17 protein-coding genes and 1 rRNA gene are annotated in these 20,270 nt (G+C 64.2%); 13 read left to right on the top strand and 5 right to left on the bottom strand.

The features are described from left to right. The 7 genes from rrf to J7573_RS03100 all read left to right on the top strand — a co-directional run bounded on the left by rrf (position 1) and on the right by J7573_RS03100 (position 11,982). Positions 1-115 (top strand): 5S ribosomal RNA (gene rrf, locus J7573_RS03130). Positions 116-239: 124 nt separating this feature from the next. Continuing rightward, the gene (gene recC, locus J7573_RS03125; RefSeq protein ID WP_294325513.1) at positions 240-3,704 is read left to right on the top strand and encodes an exodeoxyribonuclease V subunit gamma; all 3,465 of its coding nucleotides are present in this window, start codon (positions 240-242) and stop codon (positions 3,702-3,704) included. Further along, on the top strand, positions 3,701-7,372 hold the full coding sequence (recB, locus tag J7573_RS03120) for an exodeoxyribonuclease V subunit beta (protein WP_294325511.1): 3,672 nt from the start codon (positions 3,701-3,703) through the stop codon (positions 7,370-7,372). Before recC ends, recB begins: the two co-directional genes overlap by 4 nt. An 8-nt stretch (positions 7,373-7,380) precedes the next feature. Further along, entirely contained in the window at positions 7,381-9,456 is a 2,076-nt protein-coding gene (recD, locus tag J7573_RS03115) for an exodeoxyribonuclease V subunit alpha (RefSeq protein WP_294325509.1), read from the top strand. A 166-nt stretch (positions 9,457-9,622) separates the two neighbouring features. Continuing rightward, positions 9,623-10,189, top strand: coding sequence for a YfiR family protein (locus J7573_RS03110; RefSeq protein WP_294325507.1), 567 nt, complete (start codon positions 9,623-9,625; stop codon positions 10,187-10,189). An 11-nt stretch (positions 10,190-10,200) separates the two neighbouring features. Continuing rightward, on the top strand, positions 10,201-11,487 hold the full coding sequence (locus J7573_RS03105; RefSeq protein ID WP_294325505.1) for a diguanylate cyclase: 1,287 nt from the start codon (positions 10,201-10,203) through the stop codon (positions 11,485-11,487). Positions 11,488-11,490: 3 nt separating this feature from the next. After that, positions 11,491-11,982, top strand: a complete 492-nt coding sequence (locus tag J7573_RS03100; protein WP_294325503.1) for an OmpA family protein — start codon at positions 11,491-11,493, stop codon at positions 11,980-11,982. A 32-nt stretch (positions 11,983-12,014) separates the two neighbouring features. Here the strand turns inward: J7573_RS03100 and J7573_RS03095 are convergent, their stop codons facing one another. After that, on the bottom strand, positions 12,015-12,965 hold the full coding sequence (locus J7573_RS03095; protein WP_294325501.1) for a LysR family transcriptional regulator: 951 nt from the start codon (positions 12,963-12,965) through the stop codon (positions 12,015-12,017). A gap of 132 nt (positions 12,966-13,097) precedes the next feature. Between J7573_RS03095 and J7573_RS03090 the strand changes: the two genes are divergently transcribed. Both J7573_RS03090 and mmsB read left to right on the top strand, forming a co-directional pair. Then, positions 13,098-14,624 carry a CoA-acylating methylmalonate-semialdehyde dehydrogenase gene (locus J7573_RS03090; RefSeq protein ID WP_103448979.1) on the top strand — a complete coding sequence of 509 codons (1,527 nt, stop codon included), beginning with the start codon at positions 13,098-13,100 and terminating at the stop codon, positions 14,622-14,624. Positions 14,625-14,634: 10 nt separating this feature from the next. Continuing rightward, the gene (gene mmsB, locus J7573_RS03085) at positions 14,635-15,525 is read left to right on the top strand and encodes a 3-hydroxyisobutyrate dehydrogenase (protein ID WP_110639476.1); all 891 of its coding nucleotides are present in this window, start codon (positions 14,635-14,637) and stop codon (positions 15,523-15,525) included. Positions 15,526-15,612: 87 nt separating this feature from the next. Here mmsB and J7573_RS03080 read toward each other — a convergent pair whose 3' ends face one another. Both J7573_RS03080 and dmeF read right to left on the bottom strand, forming a co-directional pair. Further along, the gene (locus tag J7573_RS03080; RefSeq protein ID WP_003258412.1) at positions 15,613-15,957 is read right to left on the bottom strand and encodes a cupin domain-containing protein; all 345 of its coding nucleotides are present in this window, start codon (positions 15,955-15,957) and stop codon (positions 15,613-15,615) included. 96 nt (positions 15,958-16,053) lie between these two features. Next, a complete protein-coding gene (dmeF, locus tag J7573_RS03075; protein ID WP_294325427.1) occupies positions 16,054-16,989 on the bottom strand; it encodes a CDF family Co(II)/Ni(II) efflux transporter DmeF in 936 nt (311 codons plus the stop codon). A gap of 70 nt (positions 16,990-17,059) precedes the next feature. Between dmeF and J7573_RS03070 the strand changes: the two genes are divergently transcribed. The 3 genes from J7573_RS03070 (at position 17,060) to J7573_RS03060 (ending at position 18,140) form a co-directional block, all read left to right on the top strand. Next, on the top strand, positions 17,060-17,335 hold the full coding sequence (locus J7573_RS03070) for a metal/formaldehyde-sensitive transcriptional repressor (protein ID WP_110639471.1): 276 nt from the start codon (positions 17,060-17,062) through the stop codon (positions 17,333-17,335). Between the two features lie 173 nt (positions 17,336-17,508). Beyond that, positions 17,509-17,736 carry a type II toxin-antitoxin system HicA family toxin gene (locus J7573_RS03065; RefSeq protein ID WP_054886889.1) on the top strand — a complete coding sequence of 76 codons (228 nt, stop codon included), beginning with the start codon at positions 17,509-17,511 and terminating at the stop codon, positions 17,734-17,736. Next, complete coding sequence (locus J7573_RS03060) at positions 17,733-18,140, top strand: type II toxin-antitoxin system HicB family antitoxin (protein WP_110639469.1); 408 nt, start codon at positions 17,733-17,735, stop codon at positions 18,138-18,140. The genes J7573_RS03065 and J7573_RS03060 overlap by 4 nt, the downstream gene beginning before the upstream one ends. Positions 18,141-18,235: 95 nt before the next feature. On the opposite strand, the gene J7573_RS03055 is transcribed toward J7573_RS03060, so the two are convergent. After that, on the bottom strand, positions 18,236-19,120 hold the full coding sequence (locus tag J7573_RS03055; protein ID WP_294325420.1) for a LysR substrate-binding domain-containing protein: 885 nt from the start codon (positions 19,118-19,120) through the stop codon (positions 18,236-18,238). Between the two features lie 78 nt (positions 19,121-19,198). On the opposite strand from J7573_RS03055, the gene J7573_RS03050 reads away from it, so the two are divergent. Further along, on the top strand, positions 19,199-19,963 hold the full coding sequence (locus tag J7573_RS03050; protein WP_294325418.1) for a sulfite exporter TauE/SafE family protein: 765 nt from the start codon (positions 19,199-19,201) through the stop codon (positions 19,961-19,963). On the opposite strand, the gene J7573_RS03045 is transcribed toward J7573_RS03050, so the two are convergent. Beyond that, the gene (locus tag J7573_RS03045) at positions 19,953-20,267 is read right to left on the bottom strand and encodes a putative quinol monooxygenase (RefSeq protein WP_294325416.1); all 315 of its coding nucleotides are present in this window, start codon (positions 20,265-20,267) and stop codon (positions 19,953-19,955) included. The genes J7573_RS03050 and J7573_RS03045 overlap by 11 nt on opposite strands. Positions 20,268-20,270: the final 3 nt, after the last annotated feature.

The raw sequence follows: 20,270 nt of genomic DNA, 5'->3' as shown, positions 1-20,270 counted from the left end.
TTGACGACCATAGAGCATTGGAACCACCTGATCCCATCCCGAACTCAGCAGTGAAACGATGCATCGCCGATGGTAGTGTGGGGTTTCCCCATGTGAGAGTAGGTCATCGTCAAGATTCATTTCGCAAAACCCCTATCTGCACATGCAGGTAGGGGTTTTGTCTTTTCTGGCTTTTACTTGGGGCAGTATCGGCAGTCAGCCGTGATATCGTTCCCCATTCTCCTCCCAGGGACTTCTCCATGCCCAACACCACCTCGCTGCAGCCCGGATTCATGATCGTCCACGGCAATCGCCTGGACGACCTGCGCAGCCTGGTGGTGAGTTGGATGCGCCGCTATCCGCTGGCACCGCTGGAGAACGAAATCGCCCTGGTACAGAGCAATGGCATTGCCCAATGGCTCAAGCTGGCCCTTGCCGAGGACCCACAGGACGATGACATGGGCGGTTGCGGTATTGCTGCTGCCATCGATGTGCAACTGCCCGGTAGCTTCATGTGGCAGCTGTATCGCAAGGTGCTCGGACGCGATGAGATCCCTGAAGTATCGCTGCTCGACAAGGCACCGCTGACCTGGCGCCTGATGCGCCTGCTGCCTGCACTGATCGAGCGCCCACATTTCGAGCCGCTGCGTCGCTTCCTCACCGATGACAGTGACCTGCGCAAGCGCTATCAGCTGGCCGAGCGACTGGCCGACCTGTTCGACCAATACCAGGTCTACCGCGCCGACTGGCTCAAGGACTGGGCAACCGGAGAGCACATCCTCAATACCGCTCGTGGTGAGCGCAAGCCGCTCGCCCCGGGCAACCGTTGGCAGGCTGAACTGTGGCGAGCGTTGCTTGAGGATGTCGGTGAACAGGGCATGGCGCAGAGCCGGGCAGGGGTGCACCAGCGCTTCATCGAACGCATCAACAGCCTGGAAACCGCACCCCACGGGCTCCCTTCGCGGGTCATCGTGTTTGGTATTTCTTCCTTGCCTGCCCAGGCATTGGAGGCACTAGCCGGTCTTGCCCGTTTCAGCCAGGTGTTGCTCTGCGTTCACAACCCTTGCCGTCATCATTGGGCCGACATCGTTGCCGACAAGGACCTGCTACGCCACCAGTACAAGCGTCAGCAGCGCAAGCAAGGCATGCCCCTGCAGCTGGACGACGAATCGCTGCATCAACACGCCCACCCACTGCTGGCCGCCTGGGGCAAGCAAGGCCGCGATTACATCAACCTGCTGGACAGCTACGACGACCCCGGCAGCTATCAGGGCGTGTTCAGCGACGGGCGCATCGATCTGTTCAGTGAAGGCCAGCCCACCACGCTGCTGAATCAGCTGCAGGACGATATTCTCGAACTGCGTCCGCTCGCAGAAACCCGCGAACGTTGGCCTGAGGTTGACCTGAGCAAGGACCGTTCCGTGCGCTTTCACGTGGCACACGGCCCTCAGCGCGAAGTGGAAATCCTGCACGACCAGTTACTCGCCCGCTTCAGTGCCGACCCCACGCTTCGCCCGCGTGACGTCATCGTCATGCTCCCGGCAATTGACGCTTACGCGCCGCATATCCGTGCGGTGTTCGGGCAATTGCAGCGCAACGACCCACGCTATATTCCCTTCACCCTGACCGATCAGGGCCAGCGTGGCCGCGACCCCCTGCTGATTGCCTTGGAGCACCTGCTCAAGCTCCCGGACAGCCGCTTCGCCGTCAGCGAAGTGCTCGACCTGCTCGACGTCCCGGCAGTACGCGCACGTTTCGGCATCCGCGAGAGCGACCTGCCTACCCTGCACCGTTGGATCGAAGGCGCGGGCATTCGCTGGGGGTTGAACGCCGATCAGCGTGCCACCCTCGGGTTGCCCCAGGGCCTGGAGCAGAACAGTTGGCGCTTCGGTCTGCGGCGCATGCTGCTGGGTTACGCGGTGGGCGTGGGGGAGGGCTGCGACGGCATCGAACCCTACGATGAAATCGGCGGCCTGGATGCCGCCTTGATCGGCCCCTTGGTTGCGCTGCTCGATGCCCTGGAGGTAGCCAACCAGGCCTTGTCCCAGCCCGCCACCGCCAGCGAGTGGGGCGAACGCCTCAACGCTTTGCTGCAAGTGTTCTTCCTCGCCGAGGAGGAGCACGACGAATACCTTCTGATGCAGCTGCAGGAGTTGCGCGATAGCTGGCTGGAAGTCTGCGAAACCGTAGGCCTGCAAGACCAGCTGCCACTCACGGTAATCCGTGAAGCCTGGCTGTCGGGACTCGACGAAGGCAAGCTGTCCCAGCGCTTTCTCGCCGGTTCGGTGAATTTCTGCACCTTGATGCCGATGCGGGCAATTCCTTTCCGCGTCGTCTGCCTGCTGGGCATGAACGATGGCGACTACCCGCGTGCCCAGCCGCCGCTGGACTTCGACCTGATGGCCAGTGACTACCGCCCCGGTGATCGTTCGCGCCGCGAGGATGACCGTTACCTGCTGCTCGAAGCGCTGCTGTCGGCACGTGACCAGCTCTACATCAGCTGGGTGGGCCGCAGCATTCGCGATAACAGTGAGCGGCCGGCCTCGGTGCTGATCGGCCAATTGCGCGATCACCTGGCTGCCGGTTGGCGCCTCAAGGGAGATGCTGGCGGCGAGCAACTGCTGCACGCCTTGACCCAGGAGCACCCGCTACAGCCTTTCAGTGCGCGCTACTTCCAGAAGGGCAGCGCGCTGTTCAGCTATGCCCATGAGTGGCAATTGCTGCACCAGCAAACCACCGACGACGAGCAGCCCGATCTCGGCCTGCCCCCTTACGTCAGCGATGAAGCGCTGACGCTGACCCAGTTGCAGGACTTCTTGCGTCACCCAGTCCGGCATTTCTTCAGCCAGCGCCTGAAAGTGTTCTTCGAAGCCCTGGAAGCGCCCACACCAGACGAAGAGCCATTCGTCCTTGACGCCTTGCAGCGCTACAGCGCCAGTGAAAGCCTGCTGGGCGCTGCTCTGAGCGACCCTGACAACGCCGAACGTGCGCTGCAGGCCCAGGCCCGCCGCCTGCAGGCCTGCGGCATGCTACCCCTGGCAGGTTTCGGTGAACTGCTGCAAGCCGAACTGATCCAGCCACTGCCCGATCTGCTGCAACGTCATCGCCAACTGCTGCAGCGCTGGCCCACGGTGGTCGACGGCGCACTGCCGATCCATTTCGAGCACGCCAGCCACCGTCTAGAGGGCTGGCTGGGCCGGGTCTATCAGGCCGACGACCACAGCCTGTTGAGCATCACCACGGTGCCCAACACCATCAGCGCCGGGCGCAACAACCTCAAGTGGCACCGCCTGATTGCCAGCTGGGTGATGCACCTGGCCGCCTGCGCCGCCGGTTATCCCCTGCATAGCGCGCTGCTGGCCAGTGACATCACCCTGCTGCTCGGCCCGTTGCCACAGGCTCAGGCTGCCGAACAACTGGGTCACCTGCTGGTGGCGCGCCAGGCCGCAATGAATGCCCCGCTGCCTGTCGCTGCCAAGACCGCCTTTGCCTGGCTGGCTCAGGAGGATCCGGACAAGGCCCTGGCAGCCGCCACCCGTGCCTACGACGGGGATGGCCGTACCAGTCTCGGCGAGCGCAGCGAAAGTGTTGCTCTGGCCCGGCAGTTCCGCGATTTCGCCGCGCTCAGCGCCGACGAAACCTTTGAAGGCTGGTGTGAAGCCTTGTACCGCCCCCTGTTCAGCGCCGCCTGGCAGGCCCAGGGCAATCTGGAGAGTGAAGCATGACCCAGGCCCGCCCCCTGGCACTGAGTTTTCCCCTGCATGGCAGCCAGCTGATCGAAGCCAGTGCCGGCACGGGCAAGACGTTCACCATTTCCGCGCTGTACCTGCGCCTGATCCTCGGCCACGGCGGTGAGCAAGGCTTTGGCCGCGAACTGCTGCCGCCGCAGATTCTGGTGGTGACCTTCACCGATGCCGCCACCAAGGAGCTGCGCGAGCGTATCCGCGCCCGCCTTGCCGAGGCCGCGCGCTTCTTCCGCGGTGAGCTGGAAGGTGGCGACCCGCTGCTGCATCTGCTGCGTGACGACTATGCCGAAGAGCACTGGCCACGTTGCGCCAATCGCCTGGAAGTCGCTGTGCAGTGGATGGATGAAGCGGCGGTGTCGACCATCCATGGCTGGTGCCAGCGCATGCTCCGTGAGCATGCCTTCGACAGCGGCAGCCTGTTTACCCAGAGCCTGGAAACCGACCACAGCGACCTCCTCGGCCAGGTCATGCGCGATTACTGGCGGCGCTTCTGCTATGGCATGCATGGCGAAGCGCTGAACTGGGTGCGCAGCCATTGGGTCAGCCCCGATGCCCTGCTGCCGCGCATCCGCCCGTTGTTCGGTCGTGTGCGTGCACAGCAGGACGAAGCGGAGCCGCAAGCGCTGATCGATACCGCGCTGCAACAGCGGGTCGAGCAGTTGCGTCAACTCAAGGCGCCTTGGGCGCAATGGGCGGACGAGCTGCAGCAGATCTGCCGCGACGCCGTGGCCGCGAAGCAGGCCGATGGGCGCAAACTGCAGGCGCGCTACTTCGAGCCCTGGTTCGAGAAACTGCGTACCTGGGCCGGTGATGAACAAGAGGTGGAGCTCGACCTGGGCACCGGCTTTACCCGGCTGACACCGGCTGGGATGGCCGAAGCCTGGAAAGCCGGTGATCCGCCCGACCATCCGGCCTTTCATGCCATGCACAACCTGCAGCAACAGCTGCAGGCCCTGGTCAGCCCGGAAGCGCGCTTGCTCGAACACGCAGCGGCCTGGGTTGCGGCGCGCTTTGAAGTGGAAAAACGCCGGCGTGCCGAAATGGGCTTCGACGATATGCTGCTACGGCTGCAGCATGCGCTGGGTACGGATTCGGGTGAGCGCCTGGCGGCGTTGATCCGTGAGCAGTTCCCGGTGGCGTTGATCGACGAGTTCCAGGACACCGACCCGGTCCAGTACGGCATCTTCGAAAGCATCTATCGCATCAGCGAGAACCACCCGGAAACCGGCCTGTTCATGATCGGCGACCCCAAGCAGGCGATCTACGCCTTCCGTGGTGCCGACATCTACACCTACCTGTCGGCCCGGCGTGCGACCGCTGGCCGCCTGCATAGTCTGGATACCAACTACCGCTCCAGCCAGGCGATGGTCGCGGCGGTCAACCAGGTGTTCCTGCAGGCCGAAGACCGGGAGCAGGGCAAGGGCGCCTTCCTGTTCCGCGAAGCCGATGACAACCCGCTACCGTTCGTCGAGGTCCGCGCCAAGGGCCGTCGCGAACGCCTGCTGATCGACGGCGAGGCCTGTGCGGCGCTGCAATGCTGGCAGCTGGAAAGCGAAGAGCCGGTATCCAGCACGCTTTACCGGCAGCAGCTGGCCGCCAGCTGCGCGAGCCATATCGTTGCCGTGCTGAATGGTGGCCAGCGTGGAGTGACCGGCTTCAGCGATGACCAGGGCGAACTGCGCCCGTGCCAGCCTTCGGACATCGCCATCCTGGTGCGTGATGGCCATGAAGCGCAGCTGGTGCGTAGCGAGCTTGCCGCCCGCGATGTGCGCAGCGTGTACCTTTCCGACAAGGATTCGGTCTTCGCCGCCCAGGAGGCCCATGACTTGCTGGCCTGGCTCAAGGCCTGCGCCGAGCCGGATTCCGAGCGCCTGCTCAAGGCCGCACTGGCCAGCCTGACCCTGGAGCTGTCGCTGGCTGAACTGGACCAGCTGAACCAGGACGAGCGGGTGTGGGAAGGTTGGGTCATGCGCTTCCGCCGCTACCGCGAAATCTGGCAGCGTCAGGGTGTGCTGCCCATGCTGCGGCACCTCCTGCACGACTTCGAGCTGCCGCGCATGCTGATCGGCCGCACGGATGGCGAACGCGTGCTGACCAACCTGCTGCACCTGGCCGAATTGCTGCAGCAGGCGGCCGGCGAGCTGGACGGTGAACAGGCGCTGATCCGTCACCTGGCCGAACACCTGGCCAACGCCGGCCAGGCGGGCGAAGAGCAGATCCTGCGCCTGGAAAGCGACGAGCAACTGGTCAAGGTGGTGACTATCCACAAGTCCAAGGGCCTGGAATACCCCTTGGTCTACCTGCCGTTCATCTGCACCAGCAAGCCGGTGGACGGCAGCCGCCTGCCACTGGCCTGGCACGACAGCCTGGGCAATGCACAACTGACGCTGACCCCTGATGCCGCGCAGATCGCCCTGGCCGACGAGGAGCGCCTGGCCGAAGACCTGCGCCTGCTCTATGTGGCCCTGACGCGTGCCCAGCACGCCTGCTGGCTGGGGGTTGCCGACCTCAAGCGCGGCAACCAGAAGAGCTCGCAGCTGCATCGCTCGGCACTAGGTTACCTGCTGGGTGGCGGCCTGGCCCTGCCTGGCTCGGAGCACCTCAAGGCGTGGCTGCAGAGCTTGCTGGCAGGCTGCGCGGATATTGCCTGCCCGGCACTGCCGGAAGCCGGCGATGAACGCTACCGTGCGGCCCAGTCCGAGCTCGAGCTGTTACCCGCCCGCAAACCACGCCGGGCTGCCGCCGAACATTGGTGGATCGCCTCCTACAGTGCCTTGCGCGTTGGCGAACAGACCCTCGGCGCCGACAGCTCTCAGGCCCAGCAACTGCTCGATGACGAAGTGGCCGATACCCAGCTGATCCGCGAAGTGCCTGCCGACGGTGGCGACATCCATCGCTTTCCCCGCGGGCCCAACCCAGGCACCTTCCTCCACGGGCTGCTGGAGTGGGCCGGCCGTGAAGGTTTTGGCGAAGTCGCCGGCAACCCCAAGCTCATCGAGCGTACCGTTGGCCAGCGTTGCAACCGCCGTGACTGGGCCGGCTGGATCCCGACACTCAGCCAATGGCTGCAGCGCCTGCTCAACGAGCCCATGCCGGCCGGCGCTGCGCAGCTGACGCTTGGGCGATTGCAGCATTACCAGATCGAGATGGAGTTCTGGTTCGCCAGCCACAATGTCGACGCCGAGCAGCTCGACCGCCTGGTGGCCCGGCATACCCACCCCGGTACAGCACGCGCTGCTGCGCAGCCGACCGTACTCAACGGCATGTTCAAAGGTTTCATCGACCTGGCCTACGAGCTCGACGGGCGCTATTACGTGGCGGACTACAAGTCCAACTGGCTCGGCCCGGACATCCAGGCCTACGACACCCAGGCCATGGAAAAAGCCATCCTCGAACACCGCTACGATCTGCAATACGTGCTCTACCTGCTGGCCCTGCATCGCCAGTTGCGGGCACGGCTGCCTGATTACGATTACGACCGCCATGTCGGCGGTGCCCTGTTCATCTTCCTGCGCGGCGCCAGCAGCAGTGGCCACGGTGTGTACTTCGCCAAGCCGCCACGCGCGCTGATCGAGGCCCTCGACGCGCTGTTCCGTGGCGTGCACGCGCCCGAGCAGCAGGACCTGTTTGCCGGAGCCGTGACATGAGCCGCGCCATGAGCCGAACCCTCGACGATCTCTTGCCTACGCCCCTGCACGCCGAGCATCTGCTGGCCCTGGCCCCCCAGCACAACAGTGCGGACCTTGTGCAGTTGCTCGATCGCTGGGTCGAGCGGGGCTGGCTGCGTGCGCTCGACCGGGCGTTCGTCAGTTTTCTTGAAGAGCGTGCCCCTGGCAGTGACCCATTGCTCTTGCTGGCGGCAGCCCTGGCCAGCCACCAACTGGGCCACGGGCATGTCTGCCTCGACCTGCAACAGACCCTCGCCGAACCCGATTTCGCGCTGTCGCTGCCGCCGGAAGGCGATGCCTTGACCGGCCCGTTGCTGTTGCCTTCGCAGCTGCTGGCCAACCTCGGTTTGCCCACCTGGCTGCAGCGCATAGCTGCCAGCCCGCTGGTGGCTGCCGGCGATACGCCGGGCCAGCACGCGCGCCCGCTGGTGCTCAGTGGCCAGCGCCTGTACTTGCGTCGCTACTGGAGTTACGAGCGGCAGATCGACCAGACCCTGCGCCAACGCCTGAATCAAAACGAAGCGGCCCCGGCAGACCTTCCCGCGCGCCTGGCGCAGTTGTTCGACGAAGGCGCCTTGGCAGGCCAGGTGGACTGGCAGAAACTCGCCTGTGCCTTGGCCACCCGCGCAGGCTTCAGCATCATCACTGGCGGCCCCGGTACCGGCAAGACCACCACGGTGGTGCGCTTGCTGGCGCTGCTGCAGGCGCCCGCGGTAGAGCAGGGCAGGCCGCTGCGCATTCGCCTGGCCGCGCCGACCGGCAAGGCTGCCGCACGCCTGACCGAATCCATCGGCCAGCAGGTTGAACGGTTGCAGGTGAGCGCCGAGGTGCGCGGGCAGATCCCCACCGACGTCAGCACCGTGCACCGCCTGCTCGGTAGCCGCCCCGGCTCGCGGCACTTCCGTCACCACGCCGGCAACCCGCTGCCGCTGGATGTGCTGGTGGTCGACGAAGCGTCGATGATCGACCTGGAGATGATGGCCAACCTGCTGCAGGCTATGCCGCCCAAGGCACGGCTGATTCTGTTGGGGGACAAGGACCAGCTGGCCTCGGTCGAGGCGGGTGCCGTGCTCGGTGACCTGTGCCGGGATGCCGAAGAGGGCTGCTATTCGCCCGCGACCCAGGCCTGGCTGGAACAGATCGGTGGCCAATCGCTGGCCGCCAGCGGTCTGAAAACCGGTGATGCACAACGCAATCCGTTGGCCCAGCAGGTGGTGATGCTGCGCTTCTCGAGGCGTTTTGGTGAAGGCAGTGGCATCGGCCAGCTGGCGCGCCTGGTCAACCGCCAGGAGGCCCAGGCAGCACGGGACCTGCTGAGCATGCCGCCAGCGGACGTGTTCGGCCTGGCGCTGCGTGGCGAGCAGGATCGGGCCTTCGACCGCCTGATTCTCGACGGCCTCAACCGCGGTAATGAAGGGCCGCAGGGCTACCGCAGCTACCTGCGTACCATTGGCCGCTATCGCCCGGCACCGGGCAGCGCATTCGACGACCCGCGCTGGGAGCAGTGGGCCGCCAAGGTGCTGCACAGTTTCGAAGACTTCCAGCTGCTGTGCGCCGTGCGCAAGGGGGCCTGGGGGGTAGAAGGCCTCAACGAGCGGGTGGCGCGGGTGCTGCACAATGCCGGGCTGATCGACAGCCAGCAGCCGTGGTATGAAGGCCGCCCGGTGCTGGTCACGCGCAACGACTATGGCTTGGGCTTGATGAACGGTGACATCGGCATCGCCTTGCGCCTTCCAGACGAGCACGGTGAAGCGCTGCTGCGTGTGGCCTTCCCGCGCAATGACGGCAGTGGTGGTGTGCGCTTCGTCCTGCCCAGCCGCCTCAACGAGGTGGAAACCGTTTACGCCATGACCGTTCACAAGTCCCAGGGCTCCGAGTTCAGCCACACCGCGCTGGTGCTGCCGGATGCACTCAACCCGGTGCTGACCAAGGAACTGGTGTACACCGGCATCACCCGAGCCAAGCATTGCTTCAGTCTGATCGAGCCGCGCCAGGGCATTTTCGAGGAAGCGGTACTGCGCAAGGTACGGCGTATTTCCGGCCTGATGCTCGAACAAGTCTGACCAGGCCTTGTGACTGACCCTGTGGGAGCGGGCTTGCCCGCGAACACCGGCGTAGCCGGTGCCATACACCGAGTTGCCTGATTCGCGGGCGCGCCCGCTCCTACAGATAGCCGGCGTTGTGCTATCGTTGCGCCGACTCAGACAGGCTTTTTGAGAGAATTCTCACATGACAGGCGCCAGGGAGCGGTTGACAGGCTGTGCGCTTTCGCTGCTGCTAGTTGCCCTGTCGCTATTGGCCGGCCCTGCCCAGGCGGACGGTTCGGCCACCTCCGCACAGGCCCAGCAGCGTGCCAGGGCGGTAACCCAGGTGGTCCTGGGTATCCTCAGTTATGCGCGCTGGCCGACCGAGCCTGTGCCCTTGCGCCTGTGCCTGGTCGGCCCCACCGAATACGCCGACGACCTGATCAAAGGCAGCGTGCAGAACTCTGGGCAACCCTTGCAGGTGCGCCGCCTGCTGGCCGACGACCGGCAGGTCGCCCAGGCCTGTGACGCCGTGTACATCGGCAAGCTCGACGATGCCCAGCGCGACCGTCTGTTCCAGGCCATCACTGGCCACCCGGTACTGAGCATCAGCGAAGCCGATGACCCGTGCACGGTCGGTAGCCTGTTTTGCCTGCGCGTCGGCGATCAGCAGGTGGCTTTCGAGGTCAACCTCGACTCCGTGGCGCGTTCCGGCGTGCGTATCCACCCCAGTGTGCTGCAGCTGTCACGGCGTCGCGGAGCCATGCCATGAAGCGCCCGGCCATGAACAGCTCAGCCAAAAAGGCCGGCAAGAAGCGCGGCGTGCGCCCGACCTTGCGTTCGGTGCTCGGCCGTGGCCACCTCAGCGTGGCCTTGATGGCGGTGGGCCTGGCCGGTATTTCGCTAACCCTGCTCGGCGTGTTGGTCCTGCGCGTGTACGCCAACCACAACCTCCACCTGATTGCCCGTTCGATCAACTACACCGTCGAAGCCGCCGTGGTGTTCGACGACGGCGCCGCGGCCAGTGAGGCGCTGGAATTGATCGCCAAAACGGAAGAGGTGGCGGACGCCAAGGTCTTCAACAACGACGGGGAGCAGCTGGCGCATTGGCAACGCCGTGATGAGGGCGTGCTCGGGCACCTGGAGGCGCAAGTGGCGACGGCCTTGCTGGATGAGCCGATCAACCTGCCGATCTTGCACCAGCAACAGAAGGTCGGGCATATCGAGCTGATCGGCCAGGGCCGCAGCTTGTTGCTGTTCCTGCTCAGCGGCCTGGGCGGCATCCTGTTCTGCACGATCCTCAGTGCCTTTGTTGCCTTGTACTTGTCACGGCGCATGCTCGGCGATATCGTCCGCCCCCTGCGCGGCCTGGCCAGTGTCGCCCACGCTGCCCGTCGCGAGCGCAGTTTCGACCGCCGGGTACCGGAAGCGCCGATTGCCGAGCTCAACGAGCTGGGCAACGACTTCAACGCGTTGCTCGATGAACTGGAGGTCTGGCACAGCCACCTGCAGAACGAGAACGCGACCCTGGCTCACCAGGCCAGCCACGACAGCCTCACCGGCCTGCCCAACCGCGCGTTCTTCGAGGGCCGCCTCAGCCGCAGCCTGCGTAACGCCGCACGGCAGCATGACCATTTGGCGCTGCTGTTCCTCGACAGTGACCACTTCAAGCAGATCAACGACAGCCTCGGTCATGCCGTGGGCGACGAGGTGCTGATCAACATCGCCGACCGCGTGCGTGCGCAACTGCGCGAGCATGACCTGGTGGCCCGCCTGGGCGGTGACGAGTTCGCCGTGCTGTTGACTCCGCTGCACGCTCGCGAGGACGCCGAGCGCATCGCTGAAAAGATCATCGCCAGCATGCAGTTGCCGATGCTGCTCGAGGGCGGCGAAAGCCTCACCACGTCGCTGAGTGTCGGCATCGCATACTACCCGGATGATGGCAATGACCCTGCCAGCCTCCTCAATGCCGCGGATGCGGCGATGTACCAGGCCAAGCGCAAGCGCCGTGGCCAGTGGCAAGCGGCGCAGACGGAACGGTCCGCCGCCGACTTCAGGAACAGGAGCTGAACCGTGATACAGCGTTTGCGTTTTTCGATCGTCGTGATGTTGCTGGCCTTTGTGGCGCTCGCAGGGTGCCAGAGCACGCCCCCCAAAGGGCTGACCGCCGAGCAGATTGCCGTGCTCAAGCGTGAAGGCTTTGCCCCCACCGAGGAGGGCTGGGCGTTCGACTTGTCGGGCAAGGTGCTGTTCGGCAGCGACCTGGACAGCCTCAATGGCCCGAGCCAGGCAATTGTCGAGCGGATCGGCAAGGCCTTGCTGAGCGTGGGCATCCAGCGCGTGCGGGTCGATGGCCATGCCGATGCCTCGGGCAAGGCGGCGTACAACCAGCAGTTGTCCGAGCGGCGCGCTCAGAGTGTGGCCAAGGCGTTGATTGACGTTGGCATGCTGGCGCAGAACATCCATACCCGTGGGCTGGGTAGCACGCAGCCGGTGGCGGACAACCGCACCAGCGTGGGGCGGACCGAGAACCGCCGGGTATCGATCGTGGTCGCATCCTACTGATGGTGTCGCGATAGGGGCGCAATGCGTGCCCTTCAATCCTGAGCGAAGCGCATCTCGCGTGTCTCACCCATCAACAACGGCGCATTCGCCTCGGTCACCCCGCGGATGTAATCCCACAACAGGGTAATCCGCTTCAGCTTGCGCAAATCCTCCCGGCAATACATCCAGAATTGCCGCGTCACCTCGATCTCCTCCGGCAACACCGTCACCAGCCGCGCATCCTGCGCCGCCAGGAAGCACGGCAAGATCGCCAACCCACGCCCCTGCAGCGCCGCCGTGTACTGGGCTATGATGCTGGTGCTGCGCAAATGCGCATTGGCATTGGGAATCAGGTTGGCCAGGTACAGCAGCTCCGAACTGAACGCCAGGTCGTCCACATAACTGATGAACGGGTGGCTGACGAGGTCGCTGACCTGGCGGATCGGCGCGTGGCTGTCGAGGTAGTCCTGGGTCGCATAAAGCCGCAACCGGTAGTCACACAGCTTGCAGCACACATAAGGCCCATGCTCCGGCCGTTCCAGGGCAATGACGATGTCTGCCTCGCGTTTGGACAGGCTGATGAAGTGCGGCAGCGGCAGGATATCCACCGAGATCGCCGGGTAGGCATCAACGAAATGGCTTAATTGCGGGGTGACGAAAAAGCTGCCGAAACCCTCGGTACAGCCCATGCGCACATGCCCCGACAGCGCCACGCCGGAGCCGGAGACCTGCTCGCAGGCCATGTGCAAGGTGCTCTCGATCGACTCTGCGTAGCCCAGCAGGCGCTGCCCCTCGGCGGTCAGGACGAAGCCGTTGGTGCGTGATTTCTCGAACAGCAGCGTGCCCAACGCGCCCTCCAGCGAGCTGATGCGCCGCGACACCGTGGTGTAGTCGACGGCCAGGCGTTTGGCCGCGCTGCTGGCCTTGCGTGTGCGCGCCACTTCGAGGAAGAACTTCAGGTCGTCCCAGTTCAGCGCACTGAGGGAGGTCAGGTCTTTTTGCATGTTGATCCGGCTTTTTTGTGCATTCTTGTTGGATGTTTGCACATCTATACTCGAAAAAAGCCCCAAGGCGCCACCTCGCGTTTACCCGGCGCTGGCGATCTCGTCCTGACAATAATTCCAAGGAGAACGCAGATGAACGCACCACAATCCCCTGACAAGACCAAGGTCGAGCAGGTCAAGCTGCTGATCGACGGCCAGTGGGTCGAGTCGAAAACCAGCGAATGGCGCGATATCGTCAACCCGGCCACCCAAGAGGTGCTGGCGCGGGTACCGTTCGCCACCGTCGAAGAAGTGGATGCCGCCGTGGCCGCGGGCCAGCGCGCCTTCAAGACCTGGCGTGACACCCCGATCGGGGCACGCATGCGCATCATGCTCAAGCTGCAGGCGCTGATCCGCGAACACACCAAGCGCATCGCCCAGGTCCTCAGCGCCGAGCAGGGCAAGACCCTCGCCGACGCCGAAGGCGACATCTTCCGCGGCCTGGAAGTGGTCGAGCATGCGGCCTCCATCGGCACCCTGCAGATGGGCGAGTTCGCCGAGAACGTCGCCGGTGGCGTGGACACCTACACCCTGCGCCAGCCGATCGGTGTGTGCGCTGGCATCACCCCGTTCAACTTCCCGGCGATGATCCCGCTGTGGATGTTCCCGATGGCCATCGTCTGCGGCAACACCTTTGTCCTCAAACCGTCCGAGCAGGACCCGCTGTCGACCATGCTGCTGGTCGAGCTGGCGCTGGAAGCCGGTGTGCCTGCCGGGGTGCTGAACGTGGTGCACGGCGGCAAACAAGTGGTGGATGCGATCTGCACCCATCAGGACATCAAGGCGATTTCCTTCGTCGGCTCCACCGAAGTCGGCACCCACGTGTACAACCTGGCCAGCCAGCACGGCAAGCGCGTGCAGTCGATGATGGGCGCGAAGAACCACGCCGTGGTGCTGCCTGACGCCAACCGCACACAAACCGTCAACGCCCTGGTCGGTGCCGCCTTCGGCGCGGCAGGCCAGCGCTGCATGGCCACCTCGGTGGCGGTGCTGGTGGGCAAGGCGCGTGAGTGGTTGCCGGACATCAAGGACGCGGCGAGCAAGCTCAAGGTCAATGCCGGTTGCGAGCCGGGCACGGATGTCGGCCCGGTGGTTTCCAAGCGCGCCAAGGAGCGGGTGCTGGGCCTGATCGAAAGCGGCATCCAGGAAGGCGCCAAGCTCGAACTCGATGGCCGTGGCGTGAAGGTGCCGGGCTACGAGCAAGGCAATTTCGTCGGCCCGACCCTGTTCTCCGGGGTGAAGACCGACATGCAGGTGTACACCCAGGAAATCTTCGGCCCGGTGCTGGTGACCCTGGAAGTCGACACCCTCGACGAAGCCATCGCCCTGGTCAACGCCAACCCGTTCGGCAACGGCACTGGCCTGTTCACCCAGAGCGGCGCGGCGGCGCGCAAGTTCCAGAGCGAGATCGACATCGGCCAGGTCGGTATCAACATCCCGATCCCGGTACCGGTACCGTTCTTCAGCTTCACCGGCTCGCGTGGCTCCAAGCTCGGCGACCTCGGGCCATACGGCAAGCAAGTGGTGCAGTTCTACACTCAGACCAAGACCGTCACCGCCCGCTGGTTCGATGACGACAGCGTCAATGACGGTGTGAACACCACCATCAGCCTGCGCTAAGGAGAACGCCATGCGTATCGCATTCATCGGCCTGGGCAACATGGGCGCACCCATGGCCCGCAATCTGATCAAGGCCGGGCACCAGCTGAACCTGTTCGATCTGAACAAGACCGTGCTGGCCGAGCTTGCCGAACTGGGCGGGCAGGTCAGCGCCTCGCCCCGGGACGCGGCAGCCAGCAGCGAGCTGGTGATCACCATGCTGCCGGCGGCGGCCCATGTGCGCGCCGTGTACCTCAACGAAGACGACGGTGTGCTGGCGGGCATCCGCCCAGGCACGCCGACGCTGGACTGCAGCACCATCGACCCGCAAACCGCGCGTGATGTGTCCAAGGCCGCTGCGGCCAAAGGTGTGGACATGGGCGATGCGCCGGTGTCCGGCGGTACCGGTGGCGCGGCAGCGGGCACGTTGACCTTCATGGTCGGCGCCAGCACCGAGCTGTTCGCCACGCTCAAGCCCGTGCTTGAGCAGATGGGCCGCAACATCGTGCACTGCGGTGAGGTCGGTACCGGGCAGATCGCCAAGATCTGCAACAACCTGCTGCTGGGCATCTCGATGATCGGCGTGTCCGAGGCCATGGCCCTGGGCAATGCATTGGGTATCGACACCAAGGTGCTGGCGGGGATCATCAACAGCTCGACCGGGCGTTGCTGGAGTTCCGATACCTACAACCCTTGGCCGGGCATCATCGAGACTGCACCTGCCTCGCGTGGGTATACCGGTGGGTTTGGCGCCGAACTGATGCTCAAGGACCTGGGGCTGGCCACTGAGGCTGCGCGACAGGCGCACCAACCGGTGATCCTCGGCGCCGTGGCCCAGCAGCTGTATCAGGCCATGAGCCTGCGCGGGGAAGGCGGCAAGGACTTCTCGGCAATCGTCGAGGGTTACCGCAAGAAGGATTGACGAGCGAGGACTTCATCGCGGGCCGGGCGGCCTTCCCTCTGTAACTGCGCACCAGAGGGAAGGGCACCCTTCCTGCGATGTTTTTTATCAGGCGAAGACGAAGTACTTGCGCACGGTCTCGACCACTTCCCAGGTGCCTTTCATCCCCGGTTCGATCACGAACACATCACCCGCTTTCAGGTGCTTCGGCTCTTCGCCTTCCGGGGTGATGATGCAGTAGCCATCGAGGAAGTGGCAGAACTCCCACTTCTCGTAGTTCACCTCGAACTTGCCTGGGGTGCAGATCCAGGTGCCCATGATCTTGCTGCCGTCGGCCGACAGGTAGGCGTTGAGGTTGACGGTGTGCGGATCGCCGCCGATGCGCTTCCACTTGGTGGCGTCCACGACCGGCGTCGGGCAGGTTTCGCGCAGGACGGTGATGAAATCGGACATGGCACAACTCCTGGTGACTGGCTGAATGACTCGTCACCATAGGGCCATCCGCCGTGTCGCAGTTGCCTGGGCTCGACGTCCAGCTGCCTGCCCGCGCTATGCCAGGGCGTTGACCTCGACGGTGATGTGGGCCAGTTCCTCGTGCACGCCCAGTGCCCGGCGCACGCTGTCGGCGCTCAATGCGTCCTGGGTGGCCAGACTGAGGATGCAGGCATATTGGTCCTTGCCCACGCGCCACACGTGCAAGTCGGTGATGGTGGCGGGCACCGGCAGTTCGGCGACCACCTCGCGAATCTCTTCGACCACCGGCGCATCCATCTCGGCATCCAATAATACGCGGCCGGTATCGCGCAGCAGGCCGCGGGCCCAGAGCGCCACCAGCACGGCGCCGACCAGGCCCATCACCGGGTCGAGCCAGCTGGCGCCCCAGAACTTGCCAGCCAGCAGGGCGACGATTGCCAGTACCGAGGTGGCGGCGTCGGCAATCACATGCAGGTAGGCCGAGCGCAGGTTCAGGTCGTGATGATGGTGATGACCGTGGTCATGATGATGGTCATGGCCATGGTGGTGATGATCGTGGTCGTCACGCAGCAGCCAGGCGCAGATCAGGTTCACGGCCAGGCCGATCACCGCAATGAAGATCGCCTCGTCATAGTGGATCGGCCCCGGCATCAGCAGGCGCTCAACCGACTGGAAGGCCATCAGCCCAGCCACGCAGAGCAGCAGCAAGGCGCTGGAGTAGCCGCCAAGGATCTCGATCTTCCAGGTACCGAAAGTGAAGCGCTGGTCCTTGGCATAACGACGCGCGGCAGCGTAGGCCAGCAGCGACAGTCCCAGCGCCAGGGCGTGCGAGCTCATGTGCCAGCCGTCGGCGAGCAGGGCCATGGAGTTGAAGAACCAGCCACCGGCGATTTCCGCCACCATCATGATCGCCGTCAGCCACACGGCCAGGCGTGTCTTGCGCTCGGCGCCGAGGTTGCTGGTGTGGAACTGGTGGCTGTGCTGCCAGCGGCCTGAGGTTTGTGTCGCCATGGTTTATCATGCTCCCTGAATGTCGAGAAATATACTATACCCCAGTATACCTAGCATGGTGTGAAAGCATATGGCACATACGATCAAGAGCAAGAAGCAGCTGCTGACCCGCGTGCGCAAGATCAAAGGCCAGGCCGCAGCTCTGGAGACCGCGCTGGAGCAGGACAAGGACTGCCTGGCGATCCTCCAGCAGATCGCCGCCGTGCGCGGCGCGGTGAACGGGCTGATGACCGAGGTGATGGAAGGGCACATCCGCGAACACTTGGTTGCGGAAGGGCTGAGCGCCGAGGAACGGCAGGAAGAGGCGGACAAGGTGGCGGCGCTGTTGCGGTCTTATCTGAAGTGATACCCCCTGGGGGTATACGGGAGGAATGTAGGTTTCCTACAGAGCTATAAGTGGAAGCCTACTGGATGAACTGAACCATCCGCTGGTCGCCTGAAGTGTGCATAGTGTGTACTGCGCTTCGTTTTGGTTAATTCGGTGTGTATCATACACATCGACTGCCGAAGGAAGAGTGAATGCGCAGTCGTGAAGTGATCCAGCTCATTGAGGCGGATGGGTGGTATGAAGTCGAGGTGAAGGGCAGCCATCACCAGTTCAGGCATCCGTTCAAGAAGGGGAGGGTGACAGTTCCTCATCCCAAGAGTGATCTGCCTAAAGGCACCGTACACAGCATCTTGAAACAAGCTGGCTTGAAGCAGTCCAGTGGCTTCGTCAGCGCGAACATCAGTGGAGACGCGCAATGAAATTTCCGGTCGTATTGCACAAGGACGCCGATTCGGATTACGGCGTGACCATTCCCGATGTGCCCGGCTGCTTCTCTGCCGGGTTGACTGTCGCCCAGGCGCTAGAGAACGTTCAGGAGGCGCTGGCGCTTCATTTTGAGGGTCTGGTTGCCGATAACGAGGCGCTACCGCAAGCACAGGAAGTCGATGTCCATGTGGCGAATCCCGATTTTGCCGGTGGGGTCTGGGCTGTCGTTGATTTCGATGTAACGCCCTATCTAGGGAAGGCCGTGCGGTTCAATGCAACACTTCCGGAAAACCTGCTGCAGCGGATCGACGAAAAAGTGAAGCGTGATCATCGGTATGCCTCCCGTTCCGGATTTCTGGCCTCGGCTGCACTGCGAGAGCTGGCGCTCGCGCACTGAACAACGAGTCGGCTTTGGAATCCATCAGTTGTGGAAGTGGGTGAATCGGGGCGCCGAACCGCCGCAAATACGTCAGCTCAGGCGACGCTGGACGTTCACGCTTCCATCAATCGCTCGACCAACCCCGCCGCATAGCCCGGTAACCCGGCAAAATTTCGCGCACACAACAGCAACCGCCGGTTGGCCCAGTCTTCCCGCAGTGCCACCCAATGCATCGGCAACACGCCCTTCCAACGCTGCACCGATGCCAGCGGCACCACGCCGATACCCGCACCGCCGGCGACCATGCGAATCACCCCGTCAAACCCTTCGGCCCGCACGCGTACCTGCATGCGGTGGCCTTCGCGCAGGGCCTGTTCCTCCAGGTACAACGCCAGGGCACTGTTCACCCCCAGCCCGACATGGCCATGGGCAAGGCAGTCGACAAAGCTCGGGGCGGGTTCCGCGGCGAGGGGATGATCCAGTGGTGTCACCAGCACCAGCGGGTCATCGCGAAAGGGCAGGGTCTGCAGATGCGCGCTGGGCGCAGCGGTGGAAATGATGCCCAGGTCAGCCATGCCCTGAGTGATCGATTGCACGATGCGCAGGCTCGGCAGCTCCTGCACATCGATGCTGATCCCGGGGTTGTCGGCAAGGTAGCTGGCCAGCAGCTCCGGCAAATACTCGGTCAGCGCTGCCGTGTTGCACAACAGCCGTACCTGGCCTTGCTGGCCGCGCGCGTAGTGGGCCAAGTCGAACTGCAGGCGTTCGACCTGCTGGCCGATCAGCCGCGCATGTTGCAGCAGCGCTTGGCCGGCCGGTGTTGGCTGCACGCCACGGCGGTTGCGCTCAAGCAACGGCGTTCCTAGCGAGGCCTCCATGGCGCGGATGCGCGCACTGGCCGCTGGCAGCGAAAGATGGCTGCGGCGGGCGCCGGCGGTGATGTTGCCGCACTCGGCGGTGTGCTGGAAAAGCCGGAGGTCGATCAGGTCGAAATGCATCTGCCTCTGTCCTGGCAAGAGTCTGGCTGAGTATATGGCAGATTTTCAGTCCAACCGCAGGGCGCCATCATGGCGGCCATGGATACCTTGATCGCTTTCTACCAGAACATCGGCCCGGCATTGACGCTGCTGGTGGTCATTACCTTCCTGCTGGCCGGTGCCGTAAAGGGGGTAATCGGTCTCGGCCTGCCGACTGTCGCCATGGGCCTGCTGGGGCTGGCTATGCCGCCGGCGCAGGCTGCGGCGCTGTTGATCGTGCCCTCGACGCTCACCAACCTCTGGCAACTCGCGGCCGGTGGGCATCTGCCGGCACTGCTGCGCAGGCTCGGACCGATGTTGGCGATGATCTTCGTCGGGACGTTGCTTGGCAGTGTCTGGCTTGGGATCGACAGTGGGCCGTGGGCGGTGCATGCATTGGGGGCGGCGCTGGTGATCTATGCGCTGTACGGGCTGGCAGGCCCGGCCCTGCAAGTGGCGCCGGAGCGGGAAGGGTGGCTGGGGCCGGTCTGCGGGCTGCTGACCGGTGTGGTCACTGCGGCCACGGGTGTCTTCGTGATGCCAGCGGTGCCTTACCTGCAGAGCCTGGGCCTGAGCCGCGACGAGATGATCCAGGCGCTGGGCCTGTCGTTTACCGTCTCGACCTTGGCGCTGGCCGTTGGCCTGGCTGGCCAGGACGCCTTGGGTGGGCAGGCATTGAGTGCATCACTGCTGATGCTGGCGCCGGCGCTGCTGGGCATGCTTGCTGGCCAGTGGCTGCGCCAGCGCATCAGTGCAGCGCTGTTCAAGCGCTGCTTCTTCATCGGCCTGGCCGCGCTGGGCGGCCATCTGCTGATCAACGGTTAGCAGACGAGGTGCTGAGCATCACGATCGGCTGGATGTCGAAATCACGCTCCAGGTAGTCCATGCGCTTTTCGAAGAACGCGACCATGTGCGGCAGTGCCGAGTGCACATCCAGTGCAGCCTTGTCGGCCCACACCTCATAGAACACGAACAGGCTCGGGTCCTGCTGGTCGCGCAGCATGTGGTATTCGATGCAGCCGGGTTCCTGGCGGCTGGGTTCGACGTAGGCGCGGAACAGGGTTTCGAACGCTTCGGCCATTTCCGGACGGGTCTTGGCCTTGAGGATGAATGCGTGCTGCTCGCTCATGGA

It is taken from the genome of Pseudomonas sp. (genome assembly GCF_017744435.1).
Lineage (GTDB): Bacteria > Pseudomonadota > Gammaproteobacteria > Pseudomonadales > Pseudomonadaceae > Aquipseudomonas.
The sequence above is the reverse complement of the archived record's forward strand: the minus strand, read 5'-3'. Positions and strand labels throughout refer to the sequence as shown.